The following is a 25,113-nucleotide window of genomic DNA, read 5'->3' on the forward strand; positions in this document are numbered from 1 at the left end:
GGCGCGCGGCTCGAAGGCGCGCGCGCGGGCTCGGCGAGGGCCCGAGTACGCACCTGTGCGGCGAGTGCCTCCCAATTGCGAGACAGTGACGCGTCCGCGTTCCCGCCGCGGGACCGGCTCGGTAGGCTGAAGCGGCCAGGGTGGAACCGGCGGCGACAGGCGACCCCAGCGAAGCCCCGACGCGGCACGAGGCCGGGTCGCCGCCGCGGGACGTCGCGGCGCCGCAGCCGTTCCGCATCGACCGCTACACGGTGATCCGCCAGCTCGGCGTCGGCGGGATGGGGGCGGTCTACCTGGCCTACGACGAGGAGCTCGACCGCTGCGTCGCGCTCAAGTGGATGCACGCCGGCGAGAACGAGGGCTCGTTCGGGCGGGCGCGGATGCTGCGCGAGGCGCAGGCGCTGGCCAAGCTGTCGCACACCAACGTGGTCCAGGTGTACGCCGTGGGCAAGGCCGAGGACCGGGTGTTCCTGGCCATGGAGTTCCTCGACGGCCTGACCCTGAGGACATGGCAGAAGAGGCAGGTCAGGAAGTGGCGCGAGGTCCTCGCGGCGTACGTGCAGGCCGGCCGCGGGCTGGCGGCGGCGCACGCGGCCGGGCTGGTGCACCGCGACTTCAAGCCCGACAACGCGATGATCGACGCGAGCGGCCGGGTCTGCGTGGTCGACTTCGGGATCGCCCGCGCGCCGGCGCAGGCGGACGACGAGGCCGGCGGGCCGCCGCGGCTGCCGCTGGCCTTGACCGAGTCGGCGCGGCTGTTCGCGTCCGACGCGTCGGCGCTGTCGGGGCCGCTGACCGAGGCGGGGACGCTGCTCGGCACGCCGGCCTACATGGCGCCGGAGCAGATGATGCGCGGGCCGGCCGACGCCCGCTCGGACCAGTTCGGCTTCTGCGTGTCGCTGTGGGAGGGGCTCTACGGGGCGCGCCCGTTCGTCGGCCGCCGCGTCGAGGAGCTGGCGCCGCAGGTGTTCGCCGGTGAGCTGCGGGCGCCGCGGGGCGCGGTGCCGGCGGCGGTGGCGGCCGTGCTGCGCCGCGGGCTGGCGCTCGACCCCGACGCCCGCTTCCCCGACATGCCGGCGCTGCTGGCCGCGCTGACCGAGGCGGCCCAGCGCGGCCGCCGGCGGCTGCTGATCGCCGGGGCGCTGGCGGCGATCGCGATGGCGGCTGGCTTCGGGTACATGGCCGCAGGGACAGGTCCTGAAGGACATGGCGCGCAGTGCCGCGCGGCCGCGGCGCTGGTGGCCGGCTGGGACGAGGACGGGCGGGCGGCCGCGCGGGCGGCGGTGCTGGCGACCGCGGCCCCGTTCGCCGCCGACGCGTGGGCGGCCGCGGCCCACCGGCTCGACGCGTACGCAGATGAACTTCGGGACATGACCGAGAGGGCATGTCTCATGCGCCACGCGGGCGCCCTGGCGCCCGAGGTCCAGGCGCTGCACGACGGCTGCCTCGAGCGCCGGCGGGCCGAGCTGCGGGCGGTCGCGGGGGTGCTGCAGGCGGCCGACGTCGACGCGGTGCGCGGGGCGGCCCAGGCGGCGGCCGGGCTGACGCCGCCGGCCCGCTGCGCCGACCTGGCGACGCTGCGGGCCGAGGCCGAGCGGGTGCCGCCGCCGCGCGAACAGGCCCAGGTCGAGGCGGTCGCGGCGCTGCGCGACCGCCTGGCGGCGGCCAAGGCCGAGCACGACGCCGGCCGCTTCGCCACCGCCCGCGACGCCGCCCGCGCGGCGGTGGAGACGGCGGAGGCGATCGGCTACGCGCCGGCGCTGGCCGAGGCGCTGGTCCGCCACGGCACGTCGCAGGCGGCCGCCGGCGCGTACGCCGAGGCGCGCGCGACCCTGCGGCGGGCCTTCGCGGTCGCCGAGGAGGCCGCGCACGACGAGGTGGCGGCGCTGGCCGCGATCCAGCTCAGCCACGTCAACGGGGTCCGCCTGCGCGAGCCGGCCGAGGCGCTGCTGTGGAGCGACGTCGCCGACGCCAAGCTGCGGCGGATCGGCGACCCACCGACGCCGCGGCTGGCCCAGCTGGCCGCGCTCGGCCTGACCCTCGCCGACGCCGACCGCCTGGTCGAGGCGGCCGAGGTGCAGACGCAGGCCCTGGCGCTGGCCGCGACGCGCAAGCGCGAGGCGCCGCTCGACTACGTGCGCGCCGCCAACTCGCTGGCGGCCTCGCGCATCGACCAGAACCGGCTGGAGGAGGCCGAGGCGCTGCTGCGCGAGTCGCTGGCGCTGCGCCAGCAGGTGCTCGGGCAGCACCACCCCGACGTCGCGGTGGTGCTGCACAACCTCGGCCGGGTGGCGGTGGCCCGCCTCGACGACGAGGCGGCGCTCGACCACTTCCGCCGGGCCCTGGCGATCCGCGAGCGCAGCCTCGGCGCGGGGCACCCGGGAGTGGCGGAGACGCTCGGCGGCCTGGCCGTGGCCGCGTGCCAGGCCGGCCGCGACGCCGAGTGCCTGGCGCTGAACCGGCGCGCGCTGGCGCTGGCCGAGGAGGCGCACGGGCCCGCCGACATGGCGCTGCTGAACCCGCTGTGCAACCTGGCGCTCGAGCTGGCGTCGCTCGGCGAGTTCGCGGCGGCCGAGGCCCACCTGCGCCGCGCCGAGGCGATCGTGCAGGCCCGCGGCGAGCAGGCCAGCGGCGACGCGTCGTGGGTTTTTTACGACCTCGGGCTGGTGATGCAGATGCAGGCGCGCCCGGCCGCGGCGATCGAACCGCTGCAGCAGGCGCTGGCGATCCGCGAGCGGGTGTTCGGGCCGGAGCACGTCGAGGTCGGCTTCGCCGCCAACCTGCTCGGCGAGGCGCTGGCGGCCGCCGGTAGCGACGCCGAGGCCGCGCCCCTGCTGGCCCGCGGCCGGGCGATCGTGGCCCAGACCCCTTCCGCGGGGCTCGAGATCGTCCAGGACCACCTCGCGGCCGCCCACGTCCGCTGGCGCAGCGATCGCGCCGCCGGCCGCGCCCTCGCCCGCGCCGCCGCCGACGGCCTGCCGCTCGCCGACCCCGCCGAGGTGCAGCGGCGCATCGAGGCGTGGCTGACCGAACACCCTGGCTGATCGGACCCGTCCCTGAGGGCATGTTCTCAGGGGCATGTCCGTAAGCACATGCTCGTTCAGGAATGTCTGAAGAAGCATGTCCAGCGGCGCGGCGGGCGGCGCGGCGGGCGAGGGCGGGCCGGCGGCGGGGGCGGGGCGTGTCATGCTTGGCCGGCGGGGGTTCGACCGTGCGCGCCGTGCGAGCAGCGTCCCAGCCAGGGCTTGCCGCCGTCTCGCGGCGGGCCGCCCGCGTCATGGCGTCGATGGCGGCCGGCCTGGGGGCGCTGGGGCTGCTCGGCTGGGCCAGCGGCAGCGTGGGGCTGCAGACGTTCGTCCCCGGGCGGCCCACGATCACCCCGAATTCCGCGGTCAGCCTGATCGTCCTGGCGGCCGGGGTCCACCTGCTGGCGCCGCGCGTGCTGTCGCCGCGCCGCCGCGCCGCCGGGCAGCTGTGCGGGCTGGTGGTGTTCGCGGTGGCCGCGACCACGCTGGTCTCCGAGGTCCGCGGGGTCGACCTGCGCGTCGACGGCCTGTTCACGCCGCAGTCGTACCGCTCGTCGGCGATCGCGGCGCTGTGCCTGACGCTGCTGGGCTGCGGGCTGCTGCTGTTCGACGCCGCCTGGGGCCGCTTGACCCGGCCCGCGCAGGTGCCCGTGCTGATCGTGGCGGTGGTCGTCCTGGCGGTGCTCACCGGGCACGCTTACGGGGCGAAGCTGCTGTTCCGGTTCTCGCCGCGGTCGCCGCGCGGGATGTCGCTGCCGGCGGCCGTGGCCCAGGCGCTGCTGGCGGCGAGCATCCTGATGGCGCGGCCCGAGCGCGGGGTGGTGGCGATCGTCACCTCGGCGCGCCTCGGCGGGTCGATGGCCCGGCGGCTGCTCGCGCCGGCGGTGGCCGGGCCGGCGCTGCTCGGCTTCGTGGTGCTGGCGATCACCCGCGAGGACAACCCCAGCCTGCCCGTGTCGCACGCGCTCCTGGCCACGGCCAGCGCCACGGTGGCCGGCGCCCTGACGCTGCTCACCGCGGCGTCGCTCAACCGCGTCGACGAGGCGCGCGCGCTCGTCAGCGAGGAGCTGCGGCTGTGGCGGGACGTCGTCGACCAGGCCGACGACGCGATCATGGTGCGCACGCCGGAGGGCGCGGTGATCGGCTGGAACTCGGCGGCGGAGCGGCTGTTCGGCTGGCGGCGCGAGGAGATCGTCGGCAGCTCGGAGCTGACTCTGGTGCCGGAGGACCGCCGCCCGGAGGTGTCGATGCTCGCGGAGTGCCTGGCCCGCGGCGAGCGCGTGCCGGCGTTCGAGACGGTGCGCGTGGCGAGGACGGCACGCGCATCGAGGTGTCGCTGTCGCTGGCGTCGGTGCGCGACGGCGACGGGCGGATCGTGGGGATGGCGGCGATCATCCGCGACCTGCGCGAGCGCAAGGCGGCCGAGCGCCGCTACGCCGAGCTGTTCGAGAGCGCGTCCGACGGCATCTTCATCGCCGACCCGTCGGGCGTGATCGAGGAGGTCAACGTGGCCGGCTGTCGCCTGCTCGGGCGCCGCCGCGGCGAGGTCGTCGGGAGATCGATCCGCGAGTTCATCCCCCCCGAGGACGCCACCCGCCTGGTCGCCGCCCGCGAGGCCCTGCTCGACGGCGAGGCCCAGGTCGGCGACTGGCAGCTCGTCGCCGCCGATGGTGCGCGGGTCCCCGTCGAGGCCAGCGCCGCCATCCGCGGCGGTCGCTGGCGCTGTTCGTCCGCGACCAGCGGGCCCGCAAGGCCGCCGAGACGGCCCTGGCGCGCCTCTACCACGAGGAGGCGCTGGCCAAGGCGTGGCTGCAGGGCGTGCTCGACGGCATGCCCGAGGCGGTGCTGCTGGTCGACGCCGACGGCAACCTGTCGCACAACAAGGCCGCGCAGCGGTTCATCGCCGCCGGCGACGGCGCGCCGGGCCTCGACCTGCGCGAGCCTGACGGGGCCGCGGTCGGGTGGACCGAGCTGCCGCTGATGCGCGCGCTCCGGCGCGGCGAGGCCTGCAGCGGGCGCGAGCTGGTGGCCCACGACGCCCGCTCCGGGCGGGTGCCGGTGCTGGTCAGCGCGTCGCCGCTGGCCGACGCCGGCGGCCGCCGCGTGGGGGCGGTGTCTGTCCTGCGGGACATCTCGGTGCTCAAGGAGATGGAGCGGCTGCGCGAGGAGTGGACGGCGATCGTGGCCCACGATCTGAGGCAGCCGCTCAACGTGATCTCGATGTCGACGCAGGCGCTGGTGCGCACCGCGGCGATCGAGCCGGACACGACCGCGGCGCGGGCGCTCGTGCGGATCCACAGGGCCACGGGCCGCCTGGGCCGGATGATCCGCGACCTCTACGACGCCGCCCGCCTCGACGCCCGCCGGCTGACTCTGGCGCGCGCGCCGGTCGACCTGCGCGACCTGCTGATCGAGGTCGCGGCCCGCACCTGCGGCGACGCGGACCGGCAGATCCGCGTCCACGTGCCGCCCTCGCTGCCGCCGGTGCTGGCCGACGCCGGTCGCGTCGAGCAGGTGATGGAGAACCTGCTGGCGAACGCGCTCAAGTACGGCGACGCGAGCGCGGTGGTGGAGGTGACCGCCGAGGTCGCGGCGGAGATGGTGGTGGTGTCGACGCGCAACCGCGGGCCGGGGCTGACGCCCGAGCAGCTGGCGCGGCTGTTCACCCGCTTCTACCGCGCCCGCCCCGAGGCCCGGGCCGAGGGCATCGGCCTCGGCCTCTACATCGCCCGCGGCCTGGTCGAGGCCCAGGGCGGCAAGATCTGGGCCGAGAGCGGCGATGACGACGTCGTGTTCCGCTTCAGCCTGCCGGTCGCGCGCGCCGGCGCGGGCGAAGGGTCTTGAGAGCATGTCGAACAGGACATGAGCGAAAGGCCATGCCCTCGGGAACATGTTCGATGGGGCATGCCCGAAGGGTCACTCCCTGCGACGACCGGCCAGGGCCAGCCACAGGGCGGCGCCGTAGACGACGGCCTGGACGACGAGGGCGACGACCGCGGCCGGCTGCGAGGGCGCGGGGATCGCGATCATGATGGCGAGCCACGCGGCGACGATCCACGCGACCTCGCGGCGGCGGCGGGCGGCGGCGGCCCGGAAGGCCAGGGCCCAGACGATCGGGATCAGCGCCTCGGGCGGGGCGAACGGGCTGCGCAGGGCGCCGAGGGCGAGCAGGCCGAACCACTCGCCGAGCATGACGGCGCGGCCGTGGGGGGTGGTCGGCGCGGGGCGGCGCCAGCCCGAGACCAGGGCGACGACGAACAGGCCGAGGGTGTAGACCCACGCGAGCTGGCGGGCGAGCGCCCAGGCGTCGGCCTCGGAGCCGCTCCAGCCGGCGAGGCGCGCCTTGAACGGGAGGCCGAACACGCCGAGGTTGGACATCGACGGCAGCGGCTGGCTGAGGAACGCGAAGGTCTCGCCGCTGGCGAGGCGCGGCAGGTGGTAGCCGAGGAAGTCGTCGAACGGGCGGGTGCCGAACAGCAGCAGGGCGAGCGCGGCCCAGCCGACGGCGAACAGCGCGGTCCAGGCGGCGGCGGCGAACCGGCGCGAGGCCAGCAGCCACACGCCGAGGATGCCGGGGAAGATCTTGGCGCTGATCGTGAACGCCAGCAGGGCGGCGCCGCGGCGCGTGCGGCCCTGGACGATCCACAGCATCGCCAGCGCCGACAGGCCCATCGCCATCGGCTGGAAGTTGCCGAAGTAGGCGGTGATGAGCAGCGGCGGCGACAGGCCGACGGCGACGAGCAGGAGCCGCGCCCGCCGCTCGGCCTCGCCGCCGAGCCAGCGCGCCAGGGCCAGGCTGACGGCGATGAACGCCGCGGCCGTCAGCGTGAACCACAGCGCGCGGATCGCCATGAACTCGCCCGTCAGCGCCAGCATCAGCCGCGGCAGCGCCAAGAACTGCGGCGGGTACTCGTAGGTGTCCATGGTCAGCGGGCCGATGTCGATCGCCGAGGGCAGCTCGGCGACCATCGTGTCGGGCTCGAAGCCGTAGCGGTCGTCGTAGATGTTGGCGTCGCCGCGGCGCGCCAGCTCGGCGCCGTGGACGTAGCTGGTGAGGCACGAGTGGCGCGACAGGAACTCGGCCTCGGCCAGGGCGCCCCAGCGCTGCTGCGGATCGGCCATGAACACGCTCATGCGCCCGAACTGCAGCAGCGCCAGGACCGCGAGCAGGCCCCACAGCGCCGCGGTGACGCGCCCGCGCGGCAGCGGGGCCCGGGCGGCGGCCAGGGGCAGACCGGCGGCAGTCAGGGCGCCGACGATCGCGGCGGCCGCCAGCGACGACAGCGGCGCGCCGGTGACGAGCCACAGGAGGCCGCCCGCGAGCCCGGCGGCGAGCCAGGCGACGAGCGGGTGAACGGCGCCGCGCACGAGGGCGACCGCCCACGCGAGGGCGACCGCGAGGAGGGTCGCCAGGGTGATCGGCAGGGCGGCGTGCGGCTCACCTGTCCAGGAGGACAGCAGGCGCACCAGCCCCTGGACGGCGATCGGCGCGACCAGCAGGAGCATGACCCCGCCCACCAAAAGGCGCGGGCGCGAGACCGGTTCGGACGCGGACGGCATGGCGAGGGTGTACCCGGAACCCGCGCCGGTTCAGGCGGCGAACAGCACCTGCGGCGGGGCGCCGCACGCGGAACACCGGCCCGGCGGTGCGCCGGGTGTGAGCATGGTCGCGGTCTGCAGCGAACCGTCACGCCGCGCGCGAGTCCGCGAGCGAGCGCGACCGGGCGGCCCCGGGGCGGGCGGCGAGGAGGTGGCGACTCGGACATGTTCAAAGGGGCATGTCCGATCGGGCATGCTCGTGCCGACGACCAGGGAGCCGGCGCCCGGGGGTCGGTCGTGGTCTCGGTCGTGTCGGGCCCGGGAGAGGCGCGAGCGAGCATGTCCCGTGGGACATGACCCCGCGCTTCAGGCCCGTCCCGCGGCTGGAGCGAGCATGTCCGAACGAGCATGCCCGAGAGGGCATGTCCCGTGGGACACGTCAGGCCGCGGCGCGCTCGGGCAGGGTGGGGCCCAGCGGCAGGACGATGGTGAAGGTGGTGCCGTTGCCGATCGCGCTGGCGACGTCGATGGTGGCGCCCATCATGGCGCACAGCTCGCGGGTGATGGCGAGGCCGAGGCCGGCGCCCTCGTAGCGGCGGGTCGAGGTGGCGTCGATCTGGGTGAACTTCTCGAAGATGAGGTTCAGCTTGGACGGGTCGATGCCGATGCCGGTGTCGCGGACCTCGAAGACCAGGCGGACGGCCTCGCGGCGGACGCGGAAGAAGATCTGGCCCTCGCTGGTGAACTTGGCGGCGTTGCCGAGCAGGTTGAGCAGGACCTGCTTGAGCTTGCCGCGGTCGGTGACGATCCAGCCGACGTCGCCGTCGCACTTGACGTGGAGCTGGTTGTTGCGCCGGCGCACGGCCGGCAAGATCGTCTGCTCGACCTCGCGGACGAACTCCTCGAGCGCGAACTGCTCGTGGACCATCTCCATGCGGCCGGCCTCGATCTTCGACAGGTCGAGCACGCCGCCGATGAGGCCGAGCAGGTGCTTGGCCGCCAGCACGACGTTGCGCAGGTCGGGCAGGACGCCGCTGATCGGGCGCTGGCGGTCCTCGCGGGCCTCCTCGATGATCATCTCGGTGTAGCCGATCACCGAGTTGAGCGGGGTCCGCAGCTCGTGGCTCATGTTGGCCAGGAAGGCGCTCTTGGCCCGGTTGGCGGCCTCGGCCCCGTCGCGGGCCCGCTCGGCGTCGATGCGCGCGGCCTCGAGGCTGCGGTTCGTCAGCTCCAGCAGCTGGTTGGACACGGCCAGGGCGTTGCGCGAGCGCTCGCTCTCCTCGAGGGCCTCCATGATCCGCTGGTTGAGGGCGCGCGCCATCAGCCACTGCAGCCAGAACGCGGTCGGGGGGACCAGCAGCTTGATGGCGATGTCGCCGAACTGGGTGCCGGTCTCATCCTCGCGCAGGGCCAGGCGGGCCATGACGCTGGCGACGTAGACGACGCTGATCGTGACGATGTGGGCGATGCCCGAGCGGCCGCGGGTCCGGATGGCGATGCCGGGCAGGAAGACGACGAGGGTGAGGGCGGCGACCCCGGCCAGCAGGGCGGTGTCGGGCTTGCTGGTGATGACGACCCCGGCGGTCCCCCCGTAGGCGGTGCCGAGCATCATCAGCTCGGAGGTGCGGGTCAGCCGCGTCCGCGTGAGCGAACAGGTGGCGAAGCAGAACGCGGCGATGACCACGTAGACCACGCCCGACAGCCGGTCCCAGTCCTGCTCGGGCCCGGCGGTGCTCAGGATCGCGGCCCCCACGAGGGTCGTGGTCAGCCCGACGAAGGCCATGATGGCGAAGCGGATCTGGCGGATCCGTGCGTCGCCGAGCGAGGCGGACGCTGGCGAACGTCTCGCCACAGGAGCGGAGCCTGCTCCGTCCGTGATGGCCGTCGACACTGCGACGACTGTAGCGGAAAAATCGCCAGCGACGGATCACGCCCACTTGTAGGCCTGCGGCGCTGCGGCCGCCGGGGTGCGTGGGCGCGCGAGCAGATTGCGCGCCTGCGCATGCGTACGGTGGGCGCGCTCAGCGGTGCAGGCCGCAGATCTCGGCCAGCGGACGACCTGTCCGTTGGGACCGGCGGAGCTGCGCGTAACGCCAATAAGTGTAGACGACGGGGATCAGCTCGAGGGTCAGGAAGGCGCTGGACACCAGCCCGCCGACCATCGGCGCCGCGATCCGCTTCATCACGTCGGCGCCGCTGCCGGTGGCCCACAAGAGCGGCACGAGCCCCAGCATCATGGAGGCGACGGTCATCAACTTGGGGCGGACCCGCAGGACGGTGCCCTCCATGTGGGCCCAGATGATGTCGTCGAGGTCGCGGATCTTGCCGGCCCGCAGCCTTCGAAGAAGGCCTGGTCGATGTAGACGATCATCACCACGCCGGTCTGCGCGGCGAGGCCGACGAGGGCGATGATGCCGACCCACACCGCGGTCGACAGGCGATAGTCGAGGAGCCACAGCAGCCAGGCGCTGCCGACCAGCGCGAACGGGATCGACAGCAGGACGATGAGGACCTCGGTGAGGTCGCGGAACTGCAGCCACAACAGCAGAGCCACCAGCGCGAGGGCGAGGGGGACGAGCACCCGCATCCGCGCCTCCATGGCCTGCATCTGCTCGTACTGCCCGGTCCACTTCAGGTACATCCCGGGCCCGAGGACGAGCTCCCCCGAGGCGAGCGCGGCGTCGACGCGGGTGCGGGCGTCGGTCACGTATCCTCCGAGGTCGCGCCACGGCTCGATGTCGACGTACACGTAGCCGACCAGCAGCCCGGCCTCGCTGCGCAGCATCGGCGGACCCTCGGCGAGCGCGACGTCTGCGACCTCGGACAGCGGCACGGTGCGCGTGACGGCGCTCGCCGGCCCGGGCACGGCGACCGGGAGCTCGCGCAGCCGCTCGAGGTCGCCGCGCAGATCTTCGGCGATCCGCAGCTGCACGGTGTAGCGGCGCCGACCGTCGATGGTCGCGGCGATCGGCTCGCCGCCGATCGCGACGTCGACGAACTCACCGAGATCGGCGACCTGCAGACCGTAGCGCGCGAGGTCGTCGCGGCGCGGGACGATGTCGACGTAGACGCCGCCGAGCGAGCGCTCGTAGAGGATGCTGCGGGTGCCGGGCACGTCGCGCAGGACGGCCTCGATGCGGGCCCCCGCGGCCTCGATCGCCGGCAGGTCGCGGCCGAACACCTTGACGCCGACGGGGGTCCGCACGCCGGTGGTGAGCATGTCGACGCGGGCCCGGATCGGCATGGTGAAGGCCTGCGTCCAGCCCGGCATCTGCACGCCGGCCGACAGCTTGGCGACCAGCTCGTCCCAGGTCTCCGGGGTCTCCTCGGGCCACACGCGCGTCAGCGGGCCGCGCAAGAACGAGGGGGCCCAGCCGCTCCACCAGCGCTCGCGCGTGACCTTCGGCCACTCCTCCGGCGGCCGCAGCATCACCACGGTCTCGACCATGCTGAGCGGCGCAGGGTCGGTCGCGGTCTCGGCCCGCCCGACCTTGCCGAACACGCGCTCGACCTCCGGGAACTCTGCGAGCGCCGCGTCCTGGCGCGCGAGCTGCCGCTTGGCCTCCTCGATCGACAGGCCGGGGAAGGTGGTCGGCATGTAGAGGATGTCGCCCTCGTTCAACGCCGGCATGAACTCGCTGCCCAGGCGCATGAACACGGGGATGGCCGACAGCACCGCGAACACGCCGATCGCCAGGGTGGTCCGGGGCTTGCGCAGGGCGACGTAGACGAACGGTTCGTAGACGGCGCGGATGGCGCGAGAGATCGGGTGGCGCTGCTCGCTGTAGATCTTGCCGCGCACGAGCAGGTCGCGCAGCGCCGGCGCGAGGGTCACGCTGAGCAGCGCGGCCGCCAGCATGACGAAGGTCTTGGTGTAGGCGAGCGGCTTGAACAGGCGCCCGGCCTGACCCTCGAGCCCGAACACCGGGATGAAGGCGACGGCGATGATGAGCAGGGAGAAGAAGATCGCCGGGGTGACCTCGCGCGCGGCCTCGGCGAGCAGGTTGCGGCGTTGCTCTTCGGACATGTCCTTGGGGGCATGTTCGAGCCGCTTGTGACAGGCCTCGACCATGACGATCTCGGCGTCGACGGTGGCGCCGATGGCGATGGCGATCCCGCCGAGGCTCATGATGGTGGCGGGGATCCCCAGCCACGCCATCGGCAAGAAGGCGAGCAGCACCGCCAGCGGCAGGCCGACGATCGGCAGCAGGGCGCTGCGCACGTGGAGCAGGAAGATCAGGATGACGAGGGCGACGACGATGCCCTCCTCGACCAGCGCGTGCTTGAGCGTGTCGATCGCGCGGTCGATGAGGCCGCTGCGGTCGTAAGTGGTGACGACCTCGACGCCGGGCGGCAAGCCGGCGGCGACCTCGTCGAGCCGGGCCTTGACGCGCTCGATGACGTCGCGGGCGTTGACGCCGTAGCGCGCGACGACGATGGCGCCGACGACCTCGCCCTGGCCGTCGAGCTCGGCGAGGCCGCGGCGGATGTCGGGGCCGAACCGGACGTCGGCGACGTCGCCGAGGCGCAGCGGGGCGCCGAGCTCGGGGCTGGCCTTGAGGACAGCCGACTCGAGGCCCGACAGATCTTTCAAGTAGCCGCGGCCGCGCACGAAGGCCTCGCGGCCGCCGATCTCGAGGATCCGCCCGGACGACTCGCCGGTGGTCTTGCGCACCGCGTCGGCGACGTCGGCGACGGTGAGGCCGTTGGCGCGCAGGCGCTCGGGGTCGAGCTGGACCTGGAACTGGCGCTCGTAGCCGCCGACGCTGGCGACCTGGGCGACGCCCTGGACGCTCTCGAGGGCGTAGCGCAGCTCGAAGTCCTGGATGGCCCGCAGCTCGGCGAGGTCGTGCTGACCTGTCCGATCGACCAGGGCATATTCAAAGACCCAGCCGATGCCGGTGGCGTCGGGCCCGAGGGTGACGCTGGCCCCCTCGGGCAGGCGCGGGCCGATGCCGGCGAGGTACTCCTGGACGCGCGAGCGGGCCCAGTAGACGTCGACGTCCTCGGCGAACAGGACGTGGACGAAGCTCATGCCGAACATCGAGTAGCCGCGCACGGCCTCGACGCCAGGCGCAGCCAGCAAGGAGGCGGTGAGCGGGTAGGTGACCTGGTCCTCGACGAGGGTCGGCGAGCGCCCGCGCCACTCGGTGAAGACGATGACCTGCGGATCGGAGAGGTCCGGCACGGCGTCGAGCGGGACTTTTTCCAGGGCCCGCAAGGCCAGCCAGCCGAGCACGAGGTAGGCCATGATCACGAGGCCGCGGTGGTGCGCGCAGGCGTCGATCAGCTTGCCGATGGCGGAGATCATGGTTGTCTCGCAGGAAAGAGAAGGGCGAGGTCAGGGGGCGTGCCCGGCGTGCCCGGCGTGCGGATCGGAGTGCGAGGCGGACGCGGCGTGCGGATCGGAGGACGGCTTCGCGGCGTGCTGCGCGTGCGGGTCGGTCGATGGTGGGGCAGCGGAGTGGTTGGCGTGGGGGTCGGGCGGTTGCTTCGCGGCGGAGTGGTTGGCGTGGGGGTCGGGCGGTTGCTTCGCGGCGGAGTGGTTGGCGTGGGGGTCGGGCGGTTGCTTCGCGGCGGAGTGGTTGGCGTGGTCGCCGGAGGAAGGTTGCGAGGGCGCGGCGGGCGTCGACGCGCTCGGCGAATGGTGCGCGTGCGGAGGCACTGCGGCGCTCGCCGTGCTCGTGGGGATCAGCGCGGCGCGCAGGCGGCTCTCGGCGTCGACGAGGAAGGTCGCGCCGGCGACCACGCGCTCGCCGGCGCTCACGCCCTCGCGCACGCGCACGAACTCGGCGTCGCGGGCGCCGAGCACGACCGGGCGCGGGACCAGGCGGCCGCCGCCGGCGTCGACGAACACGTAGGGCTGGCTGCCGGCGTCGACGATCGCGTCGCGCGGCACGGCCACGCCGGTCTCGCTCGGCAGGGCGAAGCTCACCACCGCCGGCATGCCGGCCACCAGCGCGCGGTCGTCGTTGTCGAGCGGCATGCGCACGCGGACGCTGCGGCTGTCGGCGGCGACGCTCGGGTAGACCAGGTCGACGGTGACGTCGCGGCCCTGCGCGGGCCGGCTGGTGAATCGGACATGTCCCTTGGTTCCTTTGTGAACGGCGGCGGCCTGCGCGGCCGGCAGCTCGGCGACGAGGTAGAGCGCGTGGTCCTCGCGCAGCTCGTAGAGGGGCTCCTCGGGGCGGACGTAGGCGCCGAGGACGGCGGTGCGGGCGATGACGACGCCGGACGCGGGGGCGAGCACGGGGGTGGTGCGGTCGGGCTTGCCTGACTTGAGGATCCGGTCGACCGCGGCGGACGACAGGCCGAGCAGCTCGAGGCGCTGGCGGGCCGCCCCGACCACCGGCCCGGACCAGCTGTGGGCCGCCAGCAGCTCCGCCTGGGCCTGGTAGATCTCTGGGCTGTAGTACTCGGCCAGCACCTGACCCTTGCGCACGCGGACGCCGGTCTCCTCGACGGCGATCTTCTCGATGAAGCCGGCCGCGCGCACGTGGACCCGCGCCGCGCCGTCCTCGGAGAACTCGGTCAGGGCGGCGCTGCGCAGCTCGGCGGCGAACTCTCGCTCGGCCGCGACGACGATGCGGGCGCCGATCGCCTGCAGGCGGTCGAGGCCGAGGGTGATCGCGGCTGTCCCCGCGGGCATGTCCGGAGAGACAGCCACCGCCTCGGCCGCGACCGGCTCGAGGTCCATGCCGCAGATCGGGCACGAGCCGGGCTCGGCTTGCTGGATCTGCGGGTGCATCGGGCAGCGGTAGACCGTCTCGACCTCGTCCTCCGGGATCGGCTCCAGCGCCATGTGGCAGATCGGGCACTCGCCCGGCTCGTGGGCGGTGATCTGCGGGTGCATCGGGCAGCGGTACTTGGGGGCGTGCTGGACGGCGACCGGCTCGGCCCGCGCGTACGACCACCAGGAGAAGCAGGCCGCGGCGAGGGTGCCGAGCAGCAGCAGCCAGCGGACGCCCGCCATCAGAGCGACGCCGGGCGGGGGCGCCTCGGCGCCTTCGCGCAGGGACTCGGGGTCGTCGGGGTGAGGGTCGAGCATGAGATGTCCTCGGGGACAGGTGCGGAGAGGCCGGCGCGGATGTCTTTGGGGACAGGAGGGCGGAGTCGCCGGGGCGAGGAAGATGTCCTCGGGGACAGGTGATTCAGCGGTCGACGGGGCCCGGGGCGAGCGGGCGGCGGGCCACGGGCGAGCCGACGGCGCGGTCGAGGTCGATGAGGGCGTGGTCGAGGTCGGACTTGGCGGCGATGACGTCCATCGCCACCTCGACGTGGACGGCCTCGGCGGCGAGGAGGGCGGTGAAGTCGCCGCGGCCGGACTCGTAGCCGGTGAGGGCGACCTCGCGGGCGCGGGCGCTGGCGGGGCCGGCCTCGCGGACCAGCGCCTGGTAGCGCTCGGAGGCGCTCTGGACGGTGGCGAGCGCGCCCGAGACCTCGCCGGCGATGCCGAGCTTGACCTGGGCGACGTCGCGGGCCGCGGCGGCGCTGAGCTCGGCCTGGGCGTCCCTGCGCTTTCGACCCTGTCCCGTGAGCCAGGGCAGCTGGAGGTCGACCATCAGGCCGTAGCCGTGCATCGGCATCGGCTTGGTGGCCGGGAAGTAGGCGACGCCGAGCATCGCGCTCGGCAGGTTGGCCTCGCGCTTGCTGGCTCGCAGGTCGAGGGCCGCGGCCTCGCGGCGGGCGTCGGCGGCCCGGGTCTCGGGGCGCTCGCGCTGGGCGTCGGCGATAAGGCCCCGCGCGCCGACGTCGACGGTCGCGGCCGCAGGGTCCCGCGGGGCGCCGAGCGGGGCGTCGGCCTCGCGGGCCATGAGCGTGTTGAGGCGGGTGCGCGCGGCCGTGGTCGCGGTCGCGTCGGTGGCCACGTCGGCGCGCGCGCGGGCCACCTCGGTCTCGGCGCGGGCGATCTCGAGGAGCGTGCCGCCGACGACCTGGGCGCGCGCGCCAGGCCGAGCACGTGCTCGCTGACCCGCTGGTGCTCGAGGTGGACGCTGTGGCGCGCGATCGCGGCGGCGTAGTCGATGAAGGCGTGGCGCACCGCGGTGGCCAGATCCTGGGCGACGACGTCGCGGCCCGCCCCGTCGGCGGCGGCGTCCTTGCGCCGGGCAGCGGAGCGCAGCTTGAGGCTGCCGGCGGCGGGCACCGGCTGACGCAGGCCGAGCATGACCATCGGCGACTCGTTCCACGCCCACGGCCGGTTCAGCGGGACCTGCCAGATGTCGAAGGTGAGGCGCGTGGCCTCGGGGCGCCGCTCGGCCTCGGCGAGGTGCTCGGCGGCGCGGATCCGGTGGGCCGCCGCCTGCAGGCCGGGGCTGCGCCCCAGCGCGACGGCGACCGCGGTGTCGATGTCGAACGGACCGCTCAGGGCCGACTCGGCCGGCGCCGCGCGCACGGGGCCCGCGAGCAGGGCGAGGACGAGGCAGAGGCTGCGCGCGAGGGGCACGCGCCTCTATATGCACGGCACGGGTCAGGCCGGAAATATCAAGGGTTTCGAGCGAACGCGCGGCTGCCGCGAGGGGGGTCGCGAAGATTCTCAGGCGTGGTCGCGAAGATCGTGAGGGGGACGGCGGCCGAGAGCGGCAACGGGGGGCCGACTCCGGCACGGAGGCGAGCTGTCCTCGGGGACATGTGTTGAAGATCCAAGAACGGTGTCGTGGCGCGGATGATGAAGCAATGCTTTCCGGCACTGGCCAGCGGGTCGATGGCGACAGCGCTGGGGTTCGCGGTGTGGAGCGCAGCGCGTGCGAGTTCGCCGGAGAGGGCGGGGCGGCGGCGATGCGGTCGAGTCCGCTGAGACGGGGCGCGAGGTCGTGCGGGCTCGTGTCTCGCTGCTGGCGTGCTTCGGCTGGTTCCGCGGTCGCGCTCGAAAACCCGGCTCGCCTGGATGAGGGTTTATCGGTCGGAGCGCGGCTGATTGACACGAATGCGCGCGCTCCGGTAAGAGCCAGGCCGGGCCTGGCGCACCTTGCGCCCGAAGGAGTCGATCATGCGCACGCGAACGGGGCGAGTCTCGAATTGGCTGCTGGCGGGGGCGATGGTCGTGGGCTGCGGCGATGACGGCCGCGGCGAGACGACCGCGGGGGTGACCGCGCCGACGGGCATCACCGGGGCGAGCGGCGCGACGAACGTGACCGGCGTGACCGGGGCGACCGAGACCGGCGGCGAGACCACCGAGGCCGGCACCGACGGGACCGCGACCGGCGTCGATCCGTCCGGCGACCCCACCACGAACCCGACCACCCAGCCGACCGGCGGCGCCGGCTGCAGCGAGGACGCCGACTGTCCCGAAGGCCAGCACTGCGGCGACTGGTCGAGCGTGTGCCTGCCGGCGGGCGGCTGCCTGTTCGACGGCGACTGCGAGGGCGGCCAGACCTGCACCGACGGGATGTGCGAGATCGGCGGCGAGTGCGGGGCCCAGGAGTTCGAGCTGACCCAAGTCGTGCCCAACGTGATGATCGTGCTCGACCGCAGCGGCAGCATGGAGGGCGACGTCCAGGACTCGGACAAGAACCGCTGGGAGGTCGCCAAGGACGCGATCAACAAGCTGGTGACGAGCTTCAACGAGGAGATCCGCTTCGGCCTCGTGACCTACTCGGCGTGCGTCGGCAACGGCTGCTCGGCGGGGACGATCGTGGTGCCGCTGGCCGACCTCAACGGCGGGGCGATCCAGCAGTTCCTCAGCGACAAGGGCAACGGCTACCTGTGCGACTCCGGCGATCCGGAGACGAGCACCGGCAACACGCTCAAGGCGCTGGTCGGGGAGCCGCAGGTCCAGGACCCGACGCGCGCCAACGCGGTGCTGCTGATCACCGACGGCGACGAGAGCGGTGACTGCCAGGGCACCACCAACGGGCCGGCGGCGGCGGCCGACCTGTTCGCGCAGGCGATCTCGGTCCGCACCTACGCGGTCGGCTTCGCCGACGGGATCCTCGGCTCGCTGGCCGAGATCGCCACCAACGGCGGGACCGGCATGCCCTACAACGCCAACAACCCGGCCTCGCTCGAGGCGGCGCTCGACGCGATCGCCGGCGCGGTGGTGTCGTGCACGTTCGAGCTCGACACGGTGCCCGACGACCCGAACGAGATCTACGTGTTTTTTGAAGACATGGTCCCGGGCGTCCCGAACGACCCGAACAACGGCTGGACGTACGACCCGAACACCAACACCGTCACCTTCCACGGCACCGCCTGCGAGGCGCTCAAGGCCGGGCAGGTGGTCGACGTCGACGTGGTGTTCGGCTGCGACGTGCCGATCCCCGGGTGACCGGGAGGACATGTCCGCGGGGGCATGTTCTTCGAGAAATGTTCGAAGGACATGCCCCATGGAGCATGTCCCTTCGTGCATATGCCGGCTCAGCGGTAGACGGCCGGCTTGCAGGCCGCCTCTTTCATGCGGCAGTCGTCGCGGCACATGTCGCCGCTGCTGCTGCAGGTCAGCTTGCAGGTGGCGCGGTCGGTCTCGGACATCTTGCCCTGGTCGCACTGGGCGCTGCACGAGGTCTGCTCGCCGGCGCAGCCGACCTTGCAGCTCTGGGCCTGGGCGGCGCAGTGGGGGTTCGGCTGCTGCTGGCCAGGCAGGGTCGTGGTGGTGGCCTGGGCCGGCGCCGCGGGCTGGCTCGTGGGGACTGCGACCGGGCGCGGGGCGCCGCCGGGGGCGCTGCCCGGGACCACGCCGTTCGACGAGCGGATGACCGCGGCGCGCTGTTCGGCCTCGGTCATGGTCGGCGCCGGGCCGAGGACCCACTGGCTGGGCGCCGCGGGGCCGACGACGGTGCCCACGGCGCCGCAGTTGTTGCGGCAGGTGGCGCGGTCGGTGGCCGAGGCCTCGCGGTCGCAGGTGGCCTGGCAGGCGGCGACCTGCTGCTGCTGCTGCTGCGCGGCCTGGGGGTTGTACGTGGCGGCGGTGCTGCCCGGCTGCGCGGGGCGGTACGCGGGCGAGGTGCCCGGAGACGTCGTGACCGGCACCGAGCCGCCGCCGGGGGCGAAGCTGTACGTGGTGGTGCTGCCGACGGTGGTGCTGCTGACCGGCGCCGACGTCGGCTGCGGGGCGCGGTTCAGCTGATTGCACTGCAGGCGGCAGGTCGCGCGGTCGCCCGGGGTGGGCTCGTTGTCGCACTGCGACTCGCACAAGTTTCTGGTGCGCGAGGTCGGGAGCGGGCTGAGCCGGACGCGGCGGCGAAGACGCGGAGGGCGAAGTCGCGGGCGGCGGGGCGGTGGGAGGCCTGGCTGCCGGCGGGGTCGCAGGGGGCGTGGACGACGGTGGTGCGGCCGCGGGAGGCTTGGCCGCCGGCGGGGACGCGGGCGCGGACTGGGCCAGGCGGGCGCACTGGAGGCGGCAGGTGGCCTGGTCGTCGGCGGACAGGCCGGGCGCGGTGCAGCCGGCGAAGCAGGAGTCGCTGGCCGGCGCGGCTGCGCGGGCGGGTCCGAAGCCGAGCAGAGCGGCGGCCGCGAAGGTCAGGCTGAACAGAGCGATTGGACGCATGTGCAGTTCCCCCGGGTACGCGAGGCGACGATAGCATCCGCGCCACCGCCGGCAAGAATCGTGCGGGGGCGGACGTCGCTCGCGCGGCGGGGATTCTCTCGCGAATGTCAGCCCGGAAAATGAATCGACGAACCGAGGTTCTTGCTCAGCACGGGCCGTCGATGCAGCAGTCGCCGTAGAAGATGCACTGATCGTCGCAGGCGCAGGCGCCACTGAAGCCGCCGCACTCGCAGTCCGAGCACGAGTACGGGTCTTCGGGGCAGTCCTCGGGGCAGGTGCAGTCGTCCTCGCCGGGGCTGCACTGCCCGTCGCCGCAGACCATGTTGACGCAGCCGGCGGTGTTGTGGGTGCAGTTGGCGTTGCAGCTCAGGGTGCCGCCGCTGAAGCCGAGGCCGTTGCAGGTCTGTCCCCCGAGGTCGCCGCCCTCGCACGACTCGGGCCCGTTGCGCACGCCGTCGCCGCACCAGAAGCACCCGGCCTTGTTGAACAGGCAGCTGCCCGGGCTGCCGCACGCGAGCGTGCCGCCGTGGTAGTTGCCGTTGGCGGGCGCCGGGAGGCTCGCGCACACCGCGTTGCCGAGCTGCGCCGCGCTGCAGTTGCTGCCCTGCTGGCCGCAGTCGCACTCCTCGCCGCCGTTCTTCATGCCGTCGCCGCACGACTCGCTGACGCACTGACTCTTGTTCCACGTGCAGGTGGCGGCGTCGCAGGTCAGAAGGCCGCCGGTGAAGCCGAGCCCCTGGCAGGTCTGACCGTTGACGTTGGCGCCCTCGCACTCCTCGGGGGGCTCGATCATCCCGTCGCCGCAGGTGATCGCCGGGCCGGTGGTGGTCGTGGTGCCCGGATCGCTCGCGGTGACGGCGGTCGGGTCGACGTCGCCGGTGGTCGGCTGCGCGTCGGTGGTCGGGGCGCCGTCGCCGAAGTCAGGGCGGATCATGTCGGTGGTGCCGGCGGAGTCGTCGGTGCTCGGCGCCGAGGTGCCCGACATGCCCGCCGTCGCCGATGTCACCTGCGAGCCCGTGGGCGACGGAAAGGAGCCGCCGAAACCTGAACTTTGGGTCACGTCCTCGCCGCCGGCACAGGCCGCGAGGATGACGAGCGCGAGGTAGGGGATGCGGCGAACCATCCCCCGATCATAGGCGGCGGCGCCGACGCGCCTGCAATTCAGGCGCTCAAGTTCGCGTCCGCCCTCGCGGCTTCGGCGCCCCGGGGGCCAGGATCGGCGAACGCGGGTTCGTCGTCACCCAGCGCCAGCGCCAGCATGCGATCGAGGACGCCCGTCCACGCGTCGCGGCGGGTGTCCACGCGCTCCTGCGGGCCGAGCCGGCCGAACCGACGCAGGTCGGCCTCGACCGCCAGCGGCTCGTCGACGAAGGCGGCGGCCCGCAGCTCGGCCGCGACGGCGCGCACCGCCTCGGCGACCTCGCGGCCGCCGACGTCGACGGCCCAGGCGACCGTCGCCCAGGCGAGCTCGGCGTGACGGGTCTCATCCGCGGCGATCGCCGTCAGAGCCGCGTCGGCGGCCGCAGCCTCGCAGCCGCGTCGGCCGCGCAGAGCCGTGAGCGCGGCGATCGTCTCGCCGACGCAGCCCTCGCGGAAGGTGTCGCAGGCCAGCGCGACCAGGCCGCCGGCGCGCGGCTGCACCGGGGGCAGCGGACCCGGCCCGCGGGCGACGCCGCCGTACGCGGCCGCCAGCGCGAAGCACACCTGCGCGTGCCGGACCTCGTCGAGCCCGGCCTCGGCGCAGCCGGCCAGCAGCTCGGGCGGGGCCCCCACGGCCATCAGCTCGAGCGCGGCGCGGGCGAACGCGGCGACCGAGGCGTGCTCCATCTGCGCGTCCTCCAGCCAGGCGGCGGCGACGAGCGGGCGCTCGTCGCTGGCTGGCTCTCCGAGCATGTCCTGGAAAACATGCTCTCCGAGCCATGTACTTCCGGACACCACGGGCGCGGCCACGGCGTCGTCGCCGGCCAGCAGCGGGCGGCCGCTGCAGTAGTCGAACCAGTGGTAGCAGCAGATCTCGCCGTCGCCGGTGGCCTTGCGCTTGTCGCCGGTGGCGATCTTGCGCAGGCGACCCATCATCATCGGGTTCATCGACAGGCCCTTGTAGACCTTGTCGTTCGGGCTGACGCCGGGGTCGGGGCGGCCGATGAGGCGCGTCGGGCAGCCGATCTCGTCGGTCGCCTGGGGGGCGCGGAACTTGTCGGCGGCCGCCGGCGCGCCGCACCAGTCGCCGTTGTTGCAGCCCTCCTCCTCGAGGCCGTCAGGGTCGTACGGGTCCATGCCGGTGCGCGCGGGGTACTGCGGACCGGCGGGCACGGGCGGCGCCTCGGCGACGGGAGGCGCCTCGACCCGGGCGGGCGCGGGCGCCTCGGGCTTGGCCGGCGCGGCCTTGGCGGCCTCGACCGGAGCAGGCGCGGGGGCAGGGCCGCAGGCGGCGAGCAAGAGCCCCGAGGTGAGGGCGGTGTGCAGGCGTCGGCGGAGCAGCCGGAGGTCGCGCATGCGGCCGACGTTAGCATGAAGGTGCCCAGGCGATGCCCGTCGCGAAGATCGTCGGTCGCTTGTGATCTCGCCGCGCCTGGGCCATAGATGCGGCGGTGCGCGCGGACTACGTGATCGCCGGCGCCGGCTGTGCGGGCCTCAGCCTGGCGGTGCAGATCGCCCTCCAGGCCCGTCGCCGCGGGGTCCCCTGCCCGCGCGTGGTGTTGATCGAGCCGCGCGCGCGGCACGCCCGCGACCGCACGTGGTGCTACTGGCGCTTCGTCGATCACCCGTTCGCCGCCGCGGTCCGCCACCGCTGGACCCGCTGGCGCGTCGCCGACGCCGACCGCTCGCCGGTCCGCGGCAGCGAGCGCCACCCGTACGAGCACGTGCCGTCGGATGTCTTTTACGACATGGCCCTCGAGACACTCGCGGAGTTCCCCGAGATCGAGCTGCGCCGCGGCTGCGCAGTCCGGGCGATCCGCGAGGGCGCGGGCGGGTGCGAGGTGGTGACCGACGCCGAGGTGGTGCGCGCGCGGCTGGTGTTCGACAGCCGGCCCGCGCCCGCGCCCGCGCCCGGCGGCGACGAGGTCGACCTGCTGCAGCACTTCGTCGGCTGGGAGGTGGAGGCGCCCGCGCCGGTGTTCGACCCCGAGGTGCCGACCCTGATGGACTTCGCGGTCGACCAGAGCCGGGGGATCCACTTCATGTACGTGCTGCCGTTCGCGCCGACCCGCGCGCTGGTCGAGACGACGTACATCTCGCCGGCGAGCCTGCCCGACGCGACCTACGAGGACGACCTGCGCGGCTATCTGCGCGCGCGCTACGGGCTGACCGCGCCGGAGGTGCGCTGGCGCGAGCGCGGGGCGATCGCGATGACGAGCCGGCCGGCGTCGCTGCGCGAGAGCCCGCGGGTGATCCACCTCGGCCTGCGCGGCGGGCTGGCCAAGGGCTCGACCGGCTACGCGTTCCAGGCGATCCAGCGCTCCTCCGAGCTGCTGGCGCGCGAGCTGCTCGAAGGCCAGGTGCGCCGCCGCGGGTGCCGGCGCCCCGGCCGGCCGCGGCGGTGGCGATGGACCGGGTGCTGCTGGCCCACCTGCAGCGCTCGCCCAGCCGCGGGCCGCCGCTGTTCGTCGACCTGTTCGAGCGCCTGCCGCCGGACCTGCTGTGCCGCTTCCTGAGCGACCACGCGGGGCCGCTCGATTACCCGCGGGTGATGCTGGCGACGCCGATGGCCGAGATGACGGCGGCGGTGGTGCGCTCGCGGGCGCTGTGGCTCCGCGCGGCGACCTGAGGCCGGGCGCGGCGACGTCGATCTGCGGGCCGTCACGGGCCAATCGGGACGGTCGAGCCATCGGCCCGGCGGCGGGGACTTTTACCGAGAGGGCGCCATGTCGACGCATTCATTGTTCCGACGCGAATCGAGCGATATGCGCCGATGCGCGGCTTGCCGTATTCCCTTGGCAAATAGGCGGAGAAGCCCCTGAGAGGCGGGTGGGGGCGGCGTTGCGCTCGGGTTCGGCCCGACGCTCGCCCTGGATCCCACCCATTCTCTTTCGCTGCATTAATTTTAAAAGGGAAGAATCGGGCAGGTGGTCGTCGCATAAAAAATCCGGCGACGCTGCAATTGGTCGGTCGACGAGGGCCACCTAGCGATCGAGCGCGACGGTCGTGGCTCTCGTTCCGAGAGCGACGAGCGGGCGCGCTGTTGACTCGTCAATCACAGGAAATGACCCATGATCATCGCAATCCGTAAGTATCGCCCCGCGAATCGCATGCTCCCGCTGTTCGCCCTGGCCCTGCCGTGTGTGCTGCTCGCGACCGCCTGCGACGACCCCGATCAGGAGGCGGAGCTCGCCGCGCTCGACGACATCGACGCCAGCGACGAGCTCGCGGCCGAGGAGGCCGCGGAGGCTGAGGAGGCCGCCGGGAGCCCGCTCGAGCAGGGCATCGACGTCGTGAAAGATCGGCCCGACACGGCGAAGGGCGTCGTCTCGCTGTGCTGCTCGATCACCTTCCCGTCGATCTTCAACCCGAACGTCCGGCTGTCCACGCTCGCCTCGGAGGGTTGTTCGGTGAGCGGGGGCGTCCCGTCCGGCGCCCTCATCTCGTACACGGTCACGCACTACTTCGGCTCGCCCGGGCCCTTCGTCGGCAGCTCCTCGGGCCCGATCGCCAACAACAGCACGAAGCTGATCCCGCTGAGCCACACGGGGTCGCTCGACGCGATGGCGTGCACGGCGTTCGCGGCGTGGTAGCGCGGCGCGCGTCGTCCCGGCCGGCCGGGCGCGCTCGGCCGGCCCGTGGCACGCCTCGCGTTCGCCGCCGAATTCGCGGCGAGGTCTCGGCCTGCCGGTGACGATGTTTCGAGGCGCCGCGACCCGGCGCGGCGCGTGAGGTGCGGACCGGGCGCGCCCGTAGTACACTGGCGCTCCCTGCCGCCCCGATGACGCGCCTCTACACCTTCGGCAACGCTCCGGGCGCTCCCGGCGAGGCATCCAGCGAGGCGCCCGATTGGGTGCAGGCCAACCCGGGGCGGATCGACAAAGCCCTGCAGCGGGCGCTGGCGCTGCCCGGCGGCGGCTGGTTCGCCGTCGACGCGCGCGAGCAGATCGGCCGCACCCCGCGGGCCTACGCGGTCGACGGCCACGAGCTGGTGCTGTGGCGGACCAGCGACGGCAGCGTGCGCGCGGCCCCCGAGGCCTGCCCGCACATGGGCGCGTCGCTGGCGTGCGCCAAGGTCCGCGGCGACAACCTGGTCTGTCCGTGGCACGGGCTCGAGCTCGGCGACGAGCCGCACGGCCGCTGGCGGCCGCTGCCGACGTTCGACGACGGGGTGCTGGTGTGGGTGCAGATGTCCGAAGAGACAGCTCACTCGCCCGGCGAGGCGCCGACGCCGGCGCCGCTCCTCGCCCCGCGGCCGGCCCGGTTCCTGCGCGGCGTGGTGCGGATGGAGGCCGAATGTGACCCTTCGGACATCCTCGCCAACCGCCTCGATCCGTGGCACGGCGCCCACTACCACCCGCACTCGTTCGCCCGCCTCAAGGTCCTGGCCGACGAGCCCGACCTGCTGCTGGTGCGCGTGGCCTACCGCGTGTTCGGGCCGCTGGCCGTCGAGGTCGACGCGACCTTCCACTGCCCCGATCCGCGCACGATCGTGATGACGATCGTCGGCGGCGAGGGCGTCGGCTCGGTGGTCGAGACCCACGCGACGCCGCTCGGCCCCGGCCGCTGCGCGGTGCTCGAGGCGACCCTGGCGACGTCGGACCGCCCGGGCTTCAAGTGGGCGCTCGGGGCGAATCGACTGCTGCGCCCGCTCATCGAGCGCCGCGCGGCCAGGCTGTGGGTCGAAGACGTCGCGTACGCCGAGCGCCGCTTCCGCCAGCGCGCGCGCACCCGTGCGCCTGCGGACGATCCGCGGCGAGGCGGAGTGAGGTCGAGTGGTGGGTTGCGGCGCGCGGCGCCTCGTCGCCGAGGAGGCGCGCCGTCGAGGCGTCGGGGCGAGAACTTCGGGGGGGTCGAAGCGCGAGGCCGCGGGCGCTCCCGTGAGGCGGGACGCAAGATGCCTCATCGCACATGTCTTTAAAA

General features: G+C 74.0%; 19 protein-coding genes. 10 read left to right on the plus strand and 9 right to left on the minus strand.

Annotated features, from left to right (window positions below; all coding sequences use genetic code 11):
* The first annotated feature begins 140 nt into the window (after nt 1-140).
* From OV079_RS56745 to OV079_RS45310, 4 genes are all read left to right on the plus strand, one after another.
* Nucleotides 141-3,044, plus strand: a complete 2,904-nt coding sequence (locus tag OV079_RS56745) for a tetratricopeptide repeat protein (protein WP_267776117.1) — start codon at nt 141-143, stop codon at nt 3,042-3,044.
* A gap of 233 nt (nt 3,045-3,277) precedes the next feature.
* Nucleotides 3,278-4,519, plus strand: a complete 1,242-nt coding sequence (locus tag OV079_RS45300) for a PAS domain S-box protein (protein ID WP_267776118.1) — start codon at nt 3,278-3,280, stop codon at nt 4,517-4,519.
* Nucleotides 4,408-5,007, plus strand: a complete 600-nt coding sequence (locus OV079_RS45305) for a PAS domain-containing protein (RefSeq protein WP_267776120.1) — start codon at nt 4,408-4,410, stop codon at nt 5,005-5,007. Before OV079_RS45300 ends, OV079_RS45305 begins: the two co-directional genes overlap by 112 nt.
* 167 nt (nt 5,008-5,174) lie before the next feature.
* Nucleotides 5,175-5,870 carry a sensor histidine kinase gene (locus OV079_RS45310; protein WP_267778796.1) on the plus strand — a complete coding sequence of 232 codons (696 nt, stop codon included), beginning with the start codon at nt 5,175-5,177 and terminating at the stop codon, nt 5,868-5,870.
* 72 nt (nt 5,871-5,942) lie between these two features.
* Here the strand turns inward: OV079_RS45310 and OV079_RS45315 are convergent, their stop codons facing one another.
* The 6 genes from OV079_RS45315 to OV079_RS45340 all read right to left on the minus strand — a co-directional run bounded on the left by OV079_RS45315 (nt 5,943) and on the right by OV079_RS45340 (nt 15,454).
* Complete coding sequence (locus OV079_RS45315; protein WP_267776121.1) at nt 5,943-7,586, minus strand: glycosyltransferase family 87 protein; 1,644 nt, start codon at nt 7,584-7,586, stop codon at nt 5,943-5,945.
* A 418-nt stretch (nt 7,587-8,004) separates the two neighbouring features.
* Complete coding sequence (locus OV079_RS56750) at nt 8,005-9,417, minus strand: sensor histidine kinase (RefSeq protein ID WP_267776122.1); 1,413 nt, start codon at nt 9,415-9,417, stop codon at nt 8,005-8,007.
* 169 nt (nt 9,418-9,586) lie between these two features.
* Nucleotides 9,587-9,853, minus strand: coding sequence for an efflux RND transporter permease subunit (locus OV079_RS45325; RefSeq protein WP_267776123.1), 267 nt, complete (start codon nt 9,851-9,853; stop codon nt 9,587-9,589).
* The gene (locus OV079_RS45330) at nt 9,817-12,876 is read right to left on the minus strand and encodes an efflux RND transporter permease subunit (RefSeq protein ID WP_267776125.1); all 3,060 of its coding nucleotides are present in this window, start codon (nt 12,874-12,876) and stop codon (nt 9,817-9,819) included. Before OV079_RS45330 ends, OV079_RS45325 begins: the two co-directional genes overlap by 37 nt.
* 30 nt (nt 12,877-12,906) lie before the next feature.
* Nucleotides 12,907-14,613, minus strand: coding sequence for a heavy metal-binding domain-containing protein (locus tag OV079_RS45335; RefSeq protein ID WP_267776126.1), 1,707 nt, complete (start codon nt 14,611-14,613; stop codon nt 12,907-12,909).
* A 103-nt stretch (nt 14,614-14,716) separates the two neighbouring features.
* Nucleotides 14,717-15,454, minus strand: a complete 738-nt coding sequence (locus tag OV079_RS45340; RefSeq protein ID WP_267776127.1) for a TolC family protein — start codon at nt 15,452-15,454, stop codon at nt 14,717-14,719.
* Between the two features lie 71 nt (nt 15,455-15,525).
* Between OV079_RS45340 and OV079_RS60690 the strand changes: the two genes are divergently transcribed.
* Together OV079_RS60690 and OV079_RS45350 are read left to right on the plus strand one after the other, a co-directional pair.
* On the plus strand, nt 15,526-16,203 hold the full coding sequence (locus tag OV079_RS60690; RefSeq protein ID WP_267776128.1) for a hypothetical protein: 678 nt from the start codon (nt 15,526-15,528) through the stop codon (nt 16,201-16,203).
* Between the two features lie 351 nt (nt 16,204-16,554).
* Nucleotides 16,555-17,832 (plus strand): vWA domain-containing protein, encoded by a 1,278-nt coding sequence (locus OV079_RS45350; RefSeq protein WP_267776130.1) that lies wholly within the window; start codon nt 16,555-16,557, stop codon nt 17,830-17,832.
* 89 nt (nt 17,833-17,921) lie between these two features.
* On the opposite strand, the gene OV079_RS45355 is transcribed toward OV079_RS45350, so the two are convergent.
* The 3 genes from OV079_RS45355 to OV079_RS45365 all read right to left on the minus strand — a co-directional run bounded on the left by OV079_RS45355 (nt 17,922) and on the right by OV079_RS45365 (nt 21,546).
* A complete protein-coding gene (locus tag OV079_RS45355; RefSeq protein ID WP_267776131.1) occupies nt 17,922-18,698 on the minus strand; it encodes a hypothetical protein in 777 nt (258 codons plus the stop codon).
* Nucleotides 18,699-19,195: 497 nt separating this feature from the next.
* On the minus strand, nt 19,196-20,173 hold the full coding sequence (locus OV079_RS45360) for a hypothetical protein (protein WP_267776133.1): 978 nt from the start codon (nt 20,171-20,173) through the stop codon (nt 19,196-19,198).
* A 38-nt stretch (nt 20,174-20,211) separates the two neighbouring features.
* Nucleotides 20,212-21,546 carry a hypothetical protein gene (locus tag OV079_RS45365; RefSeq protein ID WP_267776135.1) on the minus strand — a complete coding sequence of 445 codons (1,335 nt, stop codon included), beginning with the start codon at nt 21,544-21,546 and terminating at the stop codon, nt 20,212-20,214.
* Nucleotides 21,547-21,641: 95 nt separating this feature from the next.
* On the opposite strand from OV079_RS45365, the gene OV079_RS45370 reads away from it, so the two are divergent.
* The 4 genes from OV079_RS45370 to OV079_RS45385 all read left to right on the plus strand — a co-directional run bounded on the left by OV079_RS45370 (nt 21,642) and on the right by OV079_RS45385 (nt 25,111).
* Nucleotides 21,642-22,706: a lycopene cyclase family protein gene (locus tag OV079_RS45370; protein WP_267776137.1), complete on the plus strand. Its 1,065-nt coding sequence runs from the start codon at nt 21,642-21,644 to the stop codon at nt 22,704-22,706.
* Nucleotides 22,607-22,819 carry a hypothetical protein gene (locus OV079_RS45375; protein WP_267776138.1) on the plus strand — a complete coding sequence of 71 codons (213 nt, stop codon included), beginning with the start codon at nt 22,607-22,609 and terminating at the stop codon, nt 22,817-22,819. The genes OV079_RS45370 and OV079_RS45375 overlap by 100 nt, the downstream gene beginning before the upstream one ends.
* A 481-nt stretch (nt 22,820-23,300) precedes the next feature.
* On the plus strand, nt 23,301-23,783 hold the full coding sequence (locus tag OV079_RS45380) for a hypothetical protein (protein ID WP_267776140.1): 483 nt from the start codon (nt 23,301-23,303) through the stop codon (nt 23,781-23,783).
* 188 nt (nt 23,784-23,971) lie between these two features.
* Nucleotides 23,972-25,111, plus strand: coding sequence for a DUF5914 domain-containing protein (locus OV079_RS45385; protein ID WP_267776141.1), 1,140 nt, complete (start codon nt 23,972-23,974; stop codon nt 25,109-25,111).
* Nucleotides 25,112-25,113 lie beyond the last annotated feature (2 nt).

It is taken from the genome of Nannocystis pusilla (assembly GCF_026626665.1).
GTDB classification, from domain to species: Bacteria; Myxococcota_A; Polyangia; order Nannocystales; family Nannocystaceae; genus Nannocystis; species Nannocystis pusilla.